We start from the raw sequence: 13506 nt of genomic DNA, 5'->3' as shown, positions 1-13506 counted from the left end.
CCGCTCTTCGGTGCTGGCACCATCGTCGAGGTGCGCCGACTCGAACGCTACCGGTCCAAGCTGGGCCTTGTCCTCGTCCTAACGTCGCTACCGGTCGTTCTGGCCGCTTGTTCCACCGAGGCTGAACCACCGCGGCCGGTGACCGAAACGAAAGGACCGGCGGGTCCGGTTCCCGCCGGTCTCGAAAAGTTCTACGCGCAGCCCCTGAGCTGGGGCGACTGTGCACCCTACGCGACAACGGCGAGCACGAAGACGGCCTTTGGGGTGAAGGGTGTGGAATGCGCCCGGCTCACCGTGCCGCTCAACTACGCCGCGCCGCAGGGCGAAACGATCACCATCGGCGTGCTGCGGCACCGGTCCGGCGGCGGGGAGCGCATCGGATCGCTGCTGTTCAACCCGGGTGGGCCGGGGGCGTCCGGCATGGCGGCGGTGGCGAGCATGACCGAGGCCTCGGCCGAGCTGACCGCGCGCTTCGACCTGGTGGGCTTCGACCCGCGGGGTGTCGGCGCGAGCCAGCCGCAGGTGCGCTGCCTGACCGACGGCGAACGCGACGCCGAGCGCGCCGACGACATCGAAACCGATGGTTCGCCGGAAGGCGTGCAGGCGCAGGAGGAGGAAAGCCGGGCCTTCGCCGAGCGTTGCGCCGAACGCACCGACCACCACGACGCCATGCTCGCGAACGTCGGCACCAGGGACGTCGTCAAGGACATGGACGTGCTGAAATCCGCCCTCGGCGACGCGAAACTCTCGTACGTCGGCTATTCCTACGGGACGCGCATCGGGTCCACTTACGCGGAGACCTTCCCGCAGAACGTCCGCGCGATGGTGCTCGACGGCGCGCTCGACCCCGAGCAGGACCCGGTCGAATCGCTGGTCGCGCAGGGGCAGGGGTTCGGCAAGGCGTTCGAGGAGTTCGTGAAGTGGTGCGTGACCGAGCAGGACTGCTCGCTCGGCACTGACCCGGCGACCGCCACGAAGGCCTACCAGGACCTGACCCGCCCGCTCATCGACAACAAGGCCGCCGTCGACGACGGCCGCCTGCTCTCCTACGAGGACGCGACCACCGGGACCGTGCAGGCGCTCTACACCGAGCAACTCTGGGACACCCTGAACAGCGGACTCAACGCACTGAAGAGCGGGAACGGCAGCACGCTGATGAAGCTCGCCGACACCTACAACGAACGCGGGTCGGACGGCCGGTACTCGACCACCCAGGACGCGTTCACCGCGATCCGCTGCGTCGACGACCCGCGCGTCACGGACAAGGCGAAGATCCTCGAGTCACAGGAGCGGTACATGCAGGTCGCGCCCTTCCTCGACGACGGGCGGCCGGACGGCGCCGCGCTCGACTCGTGCGCGTTCTGGCCCGCGCCGAACACCTCCGAGCCGCACACCCCGAACGTCGAAGGCGTGCCGCCGGTGCTGGTCATCTCGACGACGAACGACCCGGCGACCCCGTACGACGCCGGCGTGAACCTGGCGAAGGGCATGCGGGGCGCGCTGCTCACCTTCGAAGGCACCCAGCACACGGTCTTCCTGCAGGGGATCCAGTGCGTGGACAAGGCGGGCGAGGATTACCTGGTCGACGGCACGCTTCCACCGGAAGGCACCCGCTGCACGGGCAGGTGAATCGATCTTCACCCCGTGGGGTGAAGTCGCGCACTGCGCCGAACGGGGGTTCGGTGGCACGATCTCGTGGTGCCCCCGTTCCGCTCAGTGATCGCTGTTGTGCTGCCGCTCGCCCTGGTCACCGCCGCCTGCTCGGCGGAGGAACCGGTGGCGAGCCCGCCGCACACCGTGGTCGAGTCCCTGGCGCCGCCGACCCCGACGCCGCCGCCCGACCCGATGGCCGGTTTCTACGCGCAGACGCTCGCCTGGGGTGAGTGCGCGCCGTTCGCGACGGGCGAGGACAGCAGAGCCGCGTTCCGGGTGCCCGGCCTCGAATGCGCGCGGCTGAGCGTGCCGCTGGACTACGCGAAGCCGGGCGCGGAGAAGATCAGCATCGGCGTGCTCCGCCACCGGGCGGCGGGGGAGCGGATCGGCTCGCTCGTGGTGAACCCGGGCGGGCCGGGCGGCTCGGGCATGGTGGCCGCCGCCGGCCTGTCCGTACCGGCGGCCAAGGGTGAGGTCGGCAAGCGGTTCGACCTCGTCGGCTTCGACCCGCGCGGGGTCGGCGCCAGCGAGCCGCGGATCCGCTGCCTGACCGACGCCGAGCGCGACGCCGACCGCGCGGACGACTCCGAGACCGACGGCTCGCCCGAGGGCGTGACCAAGCAGGAGAACGAGGCCAGGGACTTCGGCGTGAAGTGCGCCGAGCGCACCGAACACGGCAACGCCATGCTCGCCAACCTCGGCACCAGGGACGTGGCCAAGGACCTCGACCTGCTCCGCGCCGCGCTCGGTGACCAGAAGCTGAGCTACCTCGGCTACTCCTACGGCACGCAGATCGGTTACACCTACGCCGAGGCGTTCCCGGACAAGGTGCGCGCGATGGTGCTCGACGGCGCGGTCGACCCCGAACAGGACCAGCTCGAAGGCAACCTCGCGCAGATCACCGGCTTCGGCAAGGCGTTCGGCGAGTTCGCGAAGTGGTGCGCCGAGCAGTCCGACTGCGCGCTCGGCCGCGACCCGGCGGGCGCCACGAAGGCCTTCCAGGACCTGACGCGGCCGTTGATCGAGAAGCCGGTACCCGCAGGCGACCGCAAGCTCTCCTACGAGGACCTCGGGACCGCGGCGATCCAGGCGATGTACTCGGACCAGCTGTGGAAGCAGCTCAACGCCGGGCTGAACGAGCTGGTGCAGGGGCGCGGCGACAAGCTGATCGCGCTCGCCGACCAGTACAACGAACGCGGTGCCGACGGGACCTACGGCGCCATCCAGGACGCGTTCACCGCGATCAGCTGCGTGGACAACCCGAAGATCACCGACAAGGCCCGCATCGCCGAGCTGGTCGCGCGCGCCAACGAGGCCGCGCCCTTCCTGGACGACGGCAAACCGGACGGCGCGGCACTGGACACCTGCGCCTTCTGGCCGGTGCCGAACACCTCGGAACCCCACACCCCGAAGGTCGACGGCGTGCCACCCGTCCTGGTCATCTCCACCACGAACGACCCGGCGACCCCGTACGACGCCGGCGTCAACCTGGCGCGGGCGATGAAGGGCGGCCTGCTCACCTTCGAAGGGACGCAGCACACCGTGTTCCTGCAAGGCATCCCCTGCGTCGACGACGCCGGCACCGACTACCTGATCAGCGGCACCCTCCCCCCACCCCCCACCCGCTGCCCCACCCCCTAACCCCACGTTCAAGCACCCGAACCTCACGTTCAGGAAGCTGAATCCCGCACTCGGGAAGCCGAGCCCCACATTCGCGCACCCGAGTTCCACGCTCATGCGCCCGGACCTCACGTTCAGGAAGCCGAGTCCCGCATTCAGGCACCCGAGACCCACACTCGCGTAGCCGAACTCCACACGTTCGGGAATCCGGGTCCACATTTGAGCCCGGCTCCCCAGGGGAGCCAACGCCCCGCCGATGTCACGAATGTGGCTTTCGAGACATCCAGCGTCCCGAAAGCCACATTCGTGACACCACCCACGCCGTGAAAGCCACTTTCACGGCCCCCACCCGAGCCGTGAAAGCCACATTCACGGCACCTAGGTCGTCGCCGGGGCTGGTTGGTTCGGGGCGGTCAGGGCCAGTTCGAGCATGATCGCGCCTTCGTTCGCCTGTCGCGGCGGCACCTGCAGCCACACCCGCACCAGGTTCCGCGTCTCCGCCTGCTCGACCCAGAACTTCACGTCCACATCCGCCTGGATCGACGGCACCACCGCGCTGATCACCGCCTGCGGCACCTTCCCGGTCACCCGGTACGCGTGCACCTCGCCGAGCCGTTCCTTGCCCTCGGTTTCCAGCGCGGTCGCCCCGTTGAGCAGTCGCGGCAACCCGCGCGAGGCGTCCAGCAGCGTCGCCGGGGTGAACAGCGGCGGCGCCTCGGTCCGGCTCGCGCCCTGCTGGTCGGTCAGCGTGAGCGTGTCCCCGCTGAGCTGGAACTGGTAGTCGACGCGGTCGTTCGCCTCCTGCACCCCGGCCAGCCCGTGCGCCGATCCGTGCGTCCCGCCCGCGCGGTCCGCGTCGCCTTCGACGTCGAGCACTTCAAGGCCCGCGAGCATGCCGCTGATACCGAACTTGAAGTGCACGGTGTTCAGCCGTTCGACCGCCGCGGCCGCTTCACGCACCAGCCCGCCACCGTCCGGCAGCGGCCCGCTGGTGTCCGGCGAAACGGTGCACCCGCCCAGCAATCCGGTCAACAACAGCAGCCCGAGCAGGCGGCGCGAGAACATGCTGCCCACGTTAGCCGTTTCAGCTGCGCGCGAAGGTCCGGCGGTAGGTCAGCGGCGACACCCCGATGGCCGCGTTGAGGTGCTGCCGGAGCGAGGCCGACGTACCGAGCCCCGATTCCTCCGCGACCCGGTCGATCGGCAGGGTGGTGTTCTCGAGCAGGTGCCGCGCGTGCTTCACCCGCTCCTGGATCAGCCACGCCCGCGGCGACAGCCCGGTTTCCGCGCGAAAACGCCTGCTGAACGTGCGCACGCTCATCCGCGCGTGCTCGGCCAGCGTCGCCAGGTCCAGCGGCTCACCGAGTCGGGTGAGCGCCCACGCCCTGGTCGAGGCGGTGGTGCCGACGCCTTCGTCGCTGACCGGCCGCTCGATGAACTGCGACTGCCCGCCCTCGCGGAACGGGGGCACCACGGTGTAGCGCGCCGCGGTGTTGGCCACTTCGCTGCCGTGGTCCGCGCGCAGCACGTGCAGGCAGAGGTCCACGCCCGCGGCGAGCCCGGCCGAGGTCAGCACGTCACCGTCGTCGACGAAGAGCACGTTCTCGTCGACCAGGATCTCGGGGTACAGCGCCTGCAGCTCGTCCGCGTAAGCCCAGTGCGTGGTGGCCGGCCTGCCGTCGAGGATCCCGGCCGCGCCCAGCACGAACGCCCCGGTGCAGATCGACATGATCCGCGTGCCCTGCCGGATCAACGCGAGCGCGGCGGCGATGTCGTCCGGCAGCGTGCCTTCGTGCCGCGGCCCCCGCACCCGCGTGCCCGGGATGATCACCGTGTCCGCTTCGGCCAGCGCCTCCGGGCCGTGGTCGAGCACCGCGGTGTACCCGGCGCTGACCCGGACCGGCTGGTCGTCGACCCCGCAGATCCGCACGTCGTAGAGCGCTTCGCCGTTCCGCTCGGCGATCCGGAACAACAGCGCCGGCAACTGCATGTCGTACCCGACGACCTCGTCGATCGCGAGCACGGCCACGCGGTGCGGTTCGACCATGGCCGGATCCTTTCACATATTGGCGCTCCGGCCACTAGTTGGCCTCTCGAAGTTTCACGAAACTGACCACGTGACTCAACTCCAACAGCGCACCCACCGGCTGCACCGCGCCTGGGTGGTGGCGGCCGTCGCGTTCGTGACCCTGATCGGCGCCGCCGGGTTCCGGTCGGTCCCCAGCGTGCTGATCGACCCGCTGCACGCCGAGTTCGGCTGGGCCCGCGGCACGATCGGCGCCGCGGTGTCGATCAACCTCGTCCTGTTCGGCCTGATCTCCCCGTTCGCCGCCGCGCTGATGGACCGGCTCGGCATGCGCCGCGTGGTCTCGTGGGCGCTGACCCTGGTCGCCGCGGGCAGCGGGCTCACCATCTTCATGACCGCCTCCTGGCAGCTGCAGCTGCTCTGGGGCGTGCTGGTCGGCGTGGGCACCGGCTCGATGTCGATGGCCTTCGTCGCCACCGTCACCGGACGCTGGTTCGTGCACCGCCGCGGCCTGGTCAGCGGCATCCTCACCGCCGCGGGCGCCACCGGCCAGCTGATCTTCCTGCCGCTGGTCGCCGCGCTGGCCACCGAATACGGCTGGCGGACGGCGTCGATCGTGGTGGCGCTCGCCGCGCTCGCGGTCGTCCCCCTGGTGGCGCTCTTCCTGCACGACCGGCCCGCCGATGTCGGTACCACCGCTTATGGTGGTGAGCCGGAGGCAGCCGCCGTCGCGCCGGTGACGGGCAGCAGTGCGGCCCGCGCGCTGCGCACCCTGCGCGATGCCGCGCGCACGAGGACGTTCTGGCTGCTCGCGGGCGGTTTCGCGATCTGCGGGGCGTCGACCAACGGCCTGGTCGGCACGCACTTCGTCACCGCCGCGCACGACCACGGCATGCCGCACACCACCGCGGCCTCGCTGCTCGCGCTGATCGGCATCTTCGACGTGGCGGGCACGATCTTCTCCGGCTGGCTCACCGACCGGGTGAACCCGCGGATCCTGCTCGGCGCCTACTACACGCTGCGCGGCCTGTCACTGATGATCCTGCCTTCGCTGTTCGCGCCGGGGGTGGAGCCGAGCATGTGGGTCTTCATCATCTTCTACGGCCTGGACTGGATCGCCACCGTGCCGCCGACCGTCGCGCTCTGCCGGGAGAAGTTCGGCGAGAACGCGCCGATCGCGTTCGGCTGGGTGTTCGCCTCGCACCAGGTCGGCGCGGCCATCGCGGCTTTCGGCGCCGGACTGGTGCGTGACCTGCAGGGCGAGTACGACCTGGCCTGGCTGTTCGCCGGCGGGTTGTGCGTGATCGCCGCCGTGATGTCGATCGCCGTGCCACGCCACCGGGTGTCGTGAAACACGCCGTTAACACGATCCGCATAGGGTGCGGCCATGGATCGCCAGCAGGAGTTCGTGCTGCGCACGCTTGAAGAACGGGACATCCGTTTCGTGCGGCTCTGGTTCACCGACGTGCTCGGGTTCCTCAAGTCGGTGGCGGTCGCGCCCGCCGAACTGGAGGGGGCCTTCAGCGAGGGGATCGGGTTCGACGGATCCGCCATCGAGGGGTTCGCGCGGGTCTACGAGTCGGACATGGTCGCCAAGCCCGACCCGGCCACCTTCCAGGTGCTGCCGTGGGAAACACCCGAGGGCGCGCCGTACTCGGCCCGGATGTTCTGCGACATCGCGATGCCCGACGGCTCGCCCTCGTGGGCGGACCCCCGGCACGTGCTGCGCCGCCAGTTGTCGAAGGCGGGCGAGGCCGGGTTCACCTGCTACGTGCACCCCGAGATCGAGTTCTTCCTGCTGTCGAACCTCCCGGACGACGGCACCGAGCCGGAGCCCGCGGACAACGGGGGGTACTTCGACCAGGCCAGTCACGCCACCGCGACGCACTTCCGCCGCCACGCCATCGAGACGCTCGAGGCGATGGGCATCTCCGTGGAGTTCAGCCACCACGAGGGCGCGCCCGGGCAGCAGGAGATCGACCTGCGCTACGCCGACGCGCTGACCATGGCCGACAACGTGATGACCTTCCGGTACGTGGTCAAGGAGGTGGCGCTGACGCAGGGCGTGCGCGCCACGTTCATGCCGAAGCCGTTCACCGACCAGCCCGGTTCGGGCATGCACACCCACGTCAGCCTCTTCGAAGGCGACCGCAACGCCTTCTACGACCCCGAGGACCCGCACGAGCTGTCGGACACGGGCAAGGCGTTCGTCGCCGGTGTGCTGCACCACGCGCGGGAGATCTCCGCGGTGACCAACCAGTGGGTGAACTCGTACAAGCGCCTGATCAGCGGCGGCGAGGCACCGACGACCGTGTCGTGGGGCCGGTCGAACCGGTCCGCGCTGGTCCGCGTGCCGATGTACTCACCGGGTAAGGCGTCCTCCCGCCGGGTGGAAATCCGCACGCTGGACTCGGCCTGCAACCCGTACCTGGCCTACTCGGTGATCCTGGCCGCCGGGCTCAAGGGCATCGCCGAGGGCTACGAGCTGCCCGCGCCCGCCGAGGACAACATCTGGTCGCTGTCCGACGCCGAGCGCCGTGCGGCCGGCTACAAGAACCTGCCGCAGAACCTGGGCGAGGCGCTGACCGAGATGGAGCGGTCCGAGCTGCTGCCCGAGGCCCTCGGGGAGCACGTCTACGACTTCTTCCTGCGGAACAAGCGGGTCGAGTGGGACAACTACCGGAGCGCGGTCACCCCGTACGAGCTGCGAACCCTGCTTCCAGTGCTCTGACCTGGGGAAACACCGTTAAGGTACCCCCCTGTTTTCGGGGGGTTGGCGGCCATGTAATCTTCTCTTCGTCGCCAGGAACGAGGCAGGGCCGAGCGGGGGTTGACTCCGCGAACCGGACCGAGTAACGTACTGCGACGGCCCCCAGGATGGGACGGCCAACCCCAACGACTAGATCGAAGCGGTTGGTTGCACTTTGCCCTGGGAGCACTGCCAGACAATTCAGTGTGTTGCTTGAGAACTCAACAGTGTGCTAGTGAACTAAGCCAGTAGAGCTTATATGAAACCCCCTCGTCGGGGTTTCCTTTGAGAATACTAGAATAGTCTAGATCAAATTCATTGTTGGAGAGTTTGATCCTGGCTCAGGACGAACGCTGGCGGCGTGCTTAACACATGCAAGTCGAACGATGAAGCCCTTCGGGGTGGATTAGTGGCGAACGGGTGAGTAACACGTGGGTAATCTGCCCTGTACTTTGGGATAAGCCCTGGAAACGGGGTCTAATACCGGATATGACTGCGCATCGCATGGTGTGTGGTGGAAAGCTCCGGCGGTATGGGATGAACCCGCGGCCTATCAGCTTGTTGGTGGGGTAAAAGCCTACCAAGGCGACGACGGGTAGCCGGCCTGAGAGGGCGACCGGCCACACTGGGACTGAGACACGGCCCAGACTCCTACGGGAGGCAGCAGTGGGGAATATTGCACAATGGGCGCAAGCCTGATGCAGCGACGCCGCGTGAGGGATGACGGCCTTCGGGTTGTAAACCTCTTTCGACAGGGACGAAGGGCAACTGACGGTACCTGTAGAAGAAGCACCGGCTAACTACGTGCCAGCAGCCGCGGTAATACGTAGGGTGCGAGCGTTGTCCGGAATTATTGGGCGTAAAGAGCTCGTAGGCGGTTTGTCGCGTCGGCCGTGAAAACTGGAGGCTTAACCTCCAGCTTGCGGTCGATACGGGCAGACTTGAGTTCGGTAGGGGAGACTGGAATTCCTGGTGTAGCGGTGAAATGCGCAGATATCAGGAGGAACACCGGTGGCGAAGGCGGGTCTCTGGGCCGATACTGACGCTGAGGAGCGAAAGCGTGGGGAGCGAACAGGATTAGATACCCTGGTAGTCCACGCTGTAAACGTTGGGCGCTAGGTGTGGGCGACATCCACGTTGTCCGTGCCGTAGCTAACGCATTAAGCGCCCCGCCTGGGGAGTACGGCCGCAAGGCTAAAACTCAAAGGAATTGACGGGGGCCCGCACAAGCGGCGGAGCATGTGGATTAATTCGATGCAACGCGAAGAACCTTACCTGGGCTTGACATGCGCCAGACATCCCTAGAGATAGGGCTTCCCTTGTGGTTGGTGTACAGGTGGTGCATGGCTGTCGTCAGCTCGTGTCGTGAGATGTTGGGTTAAGTCCCGCAACGAGCGCAACCCTTATCCTATGTTGCCAGCGGTTCGGCCGGGGACTCGTGGGAGACTGCCGGGGTCAACTCGGAGGAAGGTGGGGATGACGTCAAGTCATCATGCCCCTTATGTCCAGGGCTTCACACATGCTACAATGGCTGGTACAGAGGGCTGCGATACCGCGAGGTGGAGCGAATCCCTTAAAGCCGGTCTCAGTTCGGATCGCAGTCTGCAACTCGACTGCGTGAAGTCGGAGTCGCTAGTAATCGCAGATCAGCAACGCTGCGGTGAATACGTTCCCGGGCCTTGTACACACCGCCCGTCACGTCATGAAAGTCGGTAACACCCGAAGCCCATGGCCCAACCCCTTGTGGGAGGGAGTGGTCGAAGGTGGGACTGGCGATTGGGACGAAGTCGTAACAAGGTAGCCGTACCGGAAGGTGCGGCTGGATCACCTCCTTTCTAAGGAGCAACACATCCATGGTCGCCGGGATACCCGGATCAACGATTCATGGGGTGGCCAGGGTTCAAGTGCCGACTGTGTACTTGCTCTGGTTGCTCAAGGAATTGTGGAACTACTGGTCTATCACTGTCCGGTCAGGTTGCCGGCGTGGTGAGTACTGCTCCTTCTGGGGGCGTGGAAAGCTTCGTTGGGTTTGGTTGGGTGGTTGTTTGCTGGCACGCTGTTGGGTCCTGAGGCAGCACGCTGGTGTTGTTTCTGGTGTGGTGTTTGAGAACTGTAGAGTGGATGCGAGCATCTTTGTGGTCAAGTTGTTAAGAGCACATGGTGGATGTCTAGGCATCAGGAGCCGATGAAGGACGTGGGAGGCTGCGATAAGCCTCGGGGAGCTGTCAACCGAGCTGAGATCCGAGGGTGTCCGAATGGGGAAACCCAGCACCAGTTATGTGGTGTTACCCGCACCTGAATATATAGGGTGTGTGGAGGGAACGCGGGGAAGTGAAACATCTCAGTACCCGTAGGAAGAGAAAACAACCGTGATTCCGTGAGTAGTGGCGAGCGAAAGCGGATGAGGCTAAACCGTGCGCATGTCAAGCTGTCAGGCGTTGTGTGTGCGGTGTTGTGGGACCCATCTTCCAGGAACTGACATTTCTGGCGTGATGCTGCATGGTTAGTGGAACCACCTGGGATGGTGGACCGGAGTGGGTGAGAGTCCCGTACGCGAAAACTGTGTGGGTGTTGCGTGGTGGTGTTCCCGAGTAGCAGCGAGCTCGTGGAATTTGCTGTGAATCTGCCGGGACCACCCGGTAAGCCTAAATACTTCCTGATGACCGATAGCGGACTAGTACCGTGAGGGAAAGATGAAAAGTACCCCGGGAGGGGAGTGAAAGAGTACCTGAAACCGTGTGCTTACAAGCCGTCAGAGCTGTAATAAGTGATGGCGTGCCTTTTGAAGAATGAGCCTGCGAGTTAGTGCTGCGTGGCGAGGTTAACCCGTGTGGGGTAGCCGTAGCGAAAGCGAGTCTGAATAGGGCGTTTTGAGTCGCGTGGTCTAGACCCGAAGCGGAGTGATCTACCCATGGCCAGGGTGAAGCGCCGGTAAGACGGTGTGGAGGCCCGAACCCACTTAGGTTGAAAACTGAGGGGATGAGCTGTGGGTAGGGGTGAAAGGCCAATCAAACTCCGTGATAGCTGGTTCTCCCCGAAATGCATTTAGGTGCAGCGTCGTATGTTTCCCATCCGGGGTAGAGCTACTGGATGGCCTAGGGGCCTTACCGGGTTACCGAAGTCAACCAAACTCCGAATACGGGTGGGTGAGAGTGCGGCAGTGAGACGGCGGGGGATAAGCTTCGTCGTCGAGAGGGAAACAGCCCAGAACACCAGCTAAGGCCCCTAAGTGTGTGCTCAGTGGGAAAGGATGTGGGATTGCCCAGACAACCAGGAGGTTGGCTTAGAAGCAGCCACCCTTGAAAGAGTGCGTAATAGCTCACTGGTCAAGTGGTCCTGCGCCGACAATGTAGCGGGGCTTAAGCACACCGCCGAAGCTGTGTCATTGACACAATAGATCGGTGCTTGTTTTCGGATGAGCATCTAGTCGTGTTGATGGGTAGGGGAGCGTCCTGCATCCAGGGAAGCCGCGGTGTAAACCAGCGGTGGAGGGTGTGGGAGTGAGAATGCAGGCATGAGTAGCGAATGCAGAGTGAGAAACTCTGCCGCCGGATGACCAAGGGTTCCTGGGCCAGGCTAATCCGCCCAGGGTAAGTCGGGACCTAAGGCGAGGCCGACAGGCGTAGTCGATGGACAACGGGTTGATATTCCCGTACCCGAGCACGTGCGTCCCTGATGAGGCAGTTGATACTAACCACCCAAAGCGCAGACTGGAGTCTTCGGACAAAGGTTTGTTGTGGAGCGTGGGGCCTGATTCTGTAGTAGTCAAGTGATGGGGTGACGCAGGAAGGTAGCTCCGCCAGTGAATGGTAGTACTGGTGTAAGCGTGTAGGCCGTCATGTAGGTAAATCCGCATGGCAATAGGCTGAGACGTGATGCGTAGCCGATTGAGGTGAAGTAGAGTGATCCTATGCTGCCGAGAAAAGCCTCTAGCGAGTGCGTGCACGGCCCGTACCCCAAACCAACACAGGTGGTCAGGTAGAGAATACCAAGGCGATCGGGTGAACTGTGGTTAAGGAACTCGGCAAAATGCCCCCGTAACTTCGGGAGAAGGGGGGCCAAACATCCTGAAGTCCTTTACGGGCTAGGGGTGGGTGGCCGCAGAGACCAGCGGAAAGCGACTGTTTACTAAAAACACAGGTCCGTGCGAAGAAGTAATTCGATGTATACGGACTGACGCCTGCCCGGTGCTGGAACGTTAAGAGGACCGGTTAATCCCTTCGGGGGTGAAGCTGAGAATTTAAGCGCCAGTAAACGGCGGTGGTAACTATAACCATCCTAAGGTAGCGAAATTCCTTGTCGGGTAAGTTCCGACCTGCACGAATGGCGTAACGACTTTCCGGCTGTCTCAACCACAGGCCCGGCGAAATTGCATTACGAGTAAAGATGCTCGTTACGCGCGGCAGGACGGAAAGACCCCGGGACCTTTACTATAGTTTGGTATTGGTTTTCGGTTCGGTTTGTGTAGGATAGGTGGGAGACTGTGAAGCGCTCACGCTAGTGGGTGTGGAGTCGTTGTTGAAATACCACTCTGGCCGGATTGGGAATCTGAACCTACGCCCATGATCTGGGTGAGGGACAGTGCCTGATGGGTAGTTTAACTGGGGCGGTTGCCTCCCAAAGAGTAACGGAGGCGCCCAAAGGTTCCCTCAGCCTGGTTGGCAATCAGGTGTTGAGTGTAAGTGCACAAGGGAGCTTGACTGTGAGACTGACAGGTCGAGCAGGGACGAAAGTCGGGACTAGTGATCCGGCACCACCTGGTGGAAGGGGTGTCGCTCAACGGATAAAAGGTACCCCGGGGATAACAGGCTGATCTTGCCCAAGAGTCCATATCGACGGCATGGTTTGGCACCTCGATGTCGGCTCGTCGCATCCTGGGGCCGGAGTAGGTCCCAAGGGTTGGGCTGTTCGCCCATTAAAGCGGCACGCGAGCTGGGTTTAGAACGTCGTGAGACAGTTCGGTCCCTATCCGCCGCGCGCGTAGGATACTTGCGGAAGGCTGTCCCTAGTACGAGAGGACCGGGACGGACGAACCTCTGGTATGCCAGTTGTCACGCCAGTGGCATGGCTGGTTAGCTACGTTCGGAAGGGATAACCGCTGAAGGCATCTAAGCGGGAAGCCTGTTCCTAGATGAGGTATCCCACCCCTTTGTGGGTTAAGGCCCCCAAAAGACGATTGGGTTGATAGGCCAGAAATGGAAGCGCAGTAATGTGTGGAGTTGACTGGTACTAATAGGCCGAGGACTTGCCTACAAAGACGCTTCGCATCCACTCTACGGCTCTGAAACACCACATCAGAGACGTCAACATGCACTTGTGTGTTTGTTTCGTAGTGTTTCGGTGGTTATAGCGGCGGGGAAACGCCCGGTCCCATTCCGAACCCGGAAGCTAAGCCTGCCAGCGCCGATGGTACTGCACTCGAAGGGGTGTGGGAGAGTAGGACGCCGCCGAACTTAAC

6 protein-coding genes and 3 rRNA genes are annotated in these 13506 nt (G+C 64.5%); 7 read left to right on the top strand and 2 right to left on the bottom strand.

Annotated features, from left to right (window positions below; all coding sequences use genetic code 11):
* The first annotated feature begins 60 nt into the window (after positions 1-60).
* The gene (locus JOM49_RS00045) at positions 61-1629 is read left to right on the top strand and encodes an alpha/beta hydrolase (protein ID WP_372444204.1); all 1569 of its coding nucleotides are present in this window, start codon (positions 61-63) and stop codon (positions 1627-1629) included.
* 87 nt (positions 1630-1716) lie between these two features.
* A complete protein-coding gene (locus JOM49_RS00040) occupies positions 1717-3294 on the top strand; it encodes an alpha/beta hydrolase (RefSeq protein ID WP_372443948.1) in 1578 nt (525 codons plus the stop codon).
* Between the two features lie 357 nt (positions 3295-3651).
* Here JOM49_RS00040 and JOM49_RS00035 read toward each other — a convergent pair whose 3' ends face one another.
* Together JOM49_RS00035 and JOM49_RS00030 are read right to left on the bottom strand one after the other, a co-directional pair.
* Positions 3652-4338, bottom strand: coding sequence for an LppX_LprAFG lipoprotein (locus JOM49_RS00035; RefSeq protein WP_209662130.1), 687 nt, complete (start codon positions 4336-4338; stop codon positions 3652-3654).
* Positions 4339-4357: 19 nt separating this feature from the next.
* A complete protein-coding gene (locus JOM49_RS00030) occupies positions 4358-5320 on the bottom strand; it encodes a GlxA family transcriptional regulator (RefSeq protein WP_209662129.1) in 963 nt (320 codons plus the stop codon).
* A 70-nt stretch (positions 5321-5390) separates the two neighbouring features.
* On the opposite strand from JOM49_RS00030, the gene JOM49_RS00025 reads away from it, so the two are divergent.
* The 5 genes from JOM49_RS00025 (at position 5391) to rrf (ending at position 13501) form a co-directional block, all read left to right on the top strand.
* Complete coding sequence (locus JOM49_RS00025) at positions 5391-6650, top strand: MFS transporter (protein WP_372443947.1); 1260 nt, start codon at positions 5391-5393, stop codon at positions 6648-6650.
* A gap of 36 nt (positions 6651-6686) precedes the next feature.
* Positions 6687-8030: a type I glutamate--ammonia ligase gene (gene glnA, locus JOM49_RS00020; RefSeq protein WP_209662127.1), complete on the top strand. Its 1344-nt coding sequence runs from the start codon at positions 6687-6689 to the stop codon at positions 8028-8030.
* A gap of 336 nt (positions 8031-8366) precedes the next feature.
* Positions 8367-9883: ribosomal RNA gene (locus JOM49_RS00015) — 16S ribosomal RNA — on the top strand.
* A gap of 302 nt (positions 9884-10185) precedes the next feature.
* A 23S ribosomal RNA gene (locus JOM49_RS00010) occupies positions 10186-13301 on the top strand.
* 83 nt (positions 13302-13384) lie between these two features.
* Positions 13385-13501: ribosomal RNA gene (rrf, locus tag JOM49_RS00005) — 5S ribosomal RNA — on the top strand.
* Together the 16S, 23S and 5S rRNA genes form the textbook arrangement of a ribosomal RNA operon.
* The last annotated feature ends 5 nt before the right edge of the window (positions 13502-13506 follow it).

It is taken from the genome of Amycolatopsis magusensis (assembly GCF_017875555.1).
Lineage (GTDB): Bacteria > Actinomycetota > Actinomycetes > Mycobacteriales > Pseudonocardiaceae > Amycolatopsis > Amycolatopsis magusensis.
The sequence above is the reverse complement of the archived record's forward strand: the minus strand, read 5'-3'. Positions and strand labels throughout refer to the sequence as shown.